Source organism: Pseudomonas sp. R-28-1W-6 (assembly GCF_009799925.1).
In the GTDB taxonomy this organism is placed as follows: Bacteria; Pseudomonadota; Gammaproteobacteria; order Pseudomonadales; family Pseudomonadaceae; genus Aquipseudomonas.
This window is the reverse complement of sequence record NZ_WELK01000021.1, coordinates 1-1,610: the sequence shown is the minus strand read 5'-3', so window position 1 is coordinate 1,610 and position 1,610 is coordinate 1. Positions and strand designations below refer to the sequence as shown.

The following is a 1,610-nucleotide window of genomic DNA, read 5'->3' as shown; positions in this document are numbered from 1 at the left end:
CCGATTCTGTTGAAAAAGTAGGTTCAGCGGCAGCCGGCCGGTCGGATGTACCTGCTGTCAAAGTGGCTGCAAGCCACTTCGAGTTGCCTTTCGGCTTTTCACTGAGCTTCCTTGCCCAGGTCTGAGGGTTAATTCGAGGGTTTCTGCTCGCCGCAGGCGCACCTATCCCGTGATCGGTGGCCCGTGAGGCAGTAGCTTGGCCATACGTCTCAGGTTTTGCACAGTCGCCGCCAAGGTGAATTCGTCAGTCGCACCAGTCAGTCCACGCAGTCGTAAACGGTCGAGTTTCATGATCCGTTTGAGGTGGGCGAACAGCATTTCCACCTTCTTCCGTTCGCAACGAGAGACGAGGTATTCCGGTGTCTTGGCGATGCGTCGCGCCATGTCACGGGCCGCTTCATGGATGCTCCGAGCGATCTTGCGGAATGGAGTATTGGGACAGCACTTCGCTTTCAGCGGACAGGTGGCGCAGTCGCTTTGGCTGGAGCGGTAGATGATGGTGTTGGCCTTGGTCACCCGAGACCGTTGCTGGGTGAAGGTACGCCATTCACTGCGTAGCGGTTTGCCGACTGGGCAGCGGTATTCATTGGTCTCTGGATTCCAGTGGAAGTCTTTACTGGAGAGGCTGTCGTCCTTACGCTCGGTCTTGTCCCACACCGGTACGTGCGGCTCGATGCCCTTTTCCTCGACCATCCAGGCCAGCATTGGAGCCGTGCCATAGGCGGTATCGCCAATGAGGCGCTCTGGCGTGAGGTCGAACTGCGCTTCGACACGCCCGACCATCGTTCTGGTCGAGTCGACTTCGGCGGTACGATGCGCCGGAGTCGCTTCCACATCCATGATCACACCGTGCTCGGTATCGATCAGGTAGTTGGTGGAGTAGGCAAAGTAAGCCGGGCCGCCTGGCGCTGCTGTCCAACGAGACAGCGGATCGGTGAGTGAAATCTTCTTGGGGAGGGTTTCAGCCAACGCCTCTTCATCAAGGGCTTCGAGGTACTCGCGTACGGCGCGGCTGCTCAGCGCAGGATCGCGCCAATCGACTTCATCTCCAGCTACTCCACGTTGCCGGCTGGCATCAGCCCTGATGATGCTGGCGTCGACGGCAAAACCTTCCCCCTTTACCAGGCCGGCCGCCATGCAGCGCCGCAGCACCTCATTGAACAACCAGCGGAATAGATCGCTGTCACGGAAACGGCCGTGGCGATTCTTCGAGAAGGTCGAGTGATTGGGTACTTCATCCTCCAGGCCCAATCGGCAGAACCAGCGATAGGCCAGGTTTAAGTGCACCTCTTCGCACAATCGCCGCTCGGAACGAATGCCATAGCAGTAGCCGACGACCAGCATGCGCACCATCAATTCCGGGTCAATCGAGGGACGCCCGATGGAGCTATAGAAATCCGCCAGGTAGGCACGCAGATCGCTGAGATCCAGGCACTGGTCGATGCTGCGTAAGAGGTGCTGGGGCGGAACGTGGTCTTCCAGATTGAACGAGTAGAACAGGCGCTGCTGTCCTCCCGGTAACTGCCCCATCATGCTGTTCGCCCCCACGCTCGCTGATAGAGCAATTTTGCCAACGGCATGGGGAGGTCTCTACTTTTTCAACAGAATCG

General features: G+C 58.4%; 1 protein-coding gene. It reads right to left on the bottom strand.

Going from position 1 to position 1,610, the window contains the following annotated elements; all coding sequences use genetic code 11:
• Nucleotides 1–162 precede the first annotated feature (162 nt).
• Complete coding sequence (locus tag F3I62_RS20045; protein WP_160491401.1) at nt 163–1,533, bottom strand: IS1182 family transposase; 1,371 nt, start codon at nt 1,531–1,533, stop codon at nt 163–165.
• Between the last annotated feature and the right edge of the window lie 77 nt (nt 1,534–1,610).

Coding starts and splice junctions, on each gene's coding strand:
- F3I62_RS20045 (WP_160491401.1), bottom strand. CDS start 1,533: ATGATGGGGCAGTTACCGGGAGGACAGCAGCGCCTGTTCTACTCGTTC.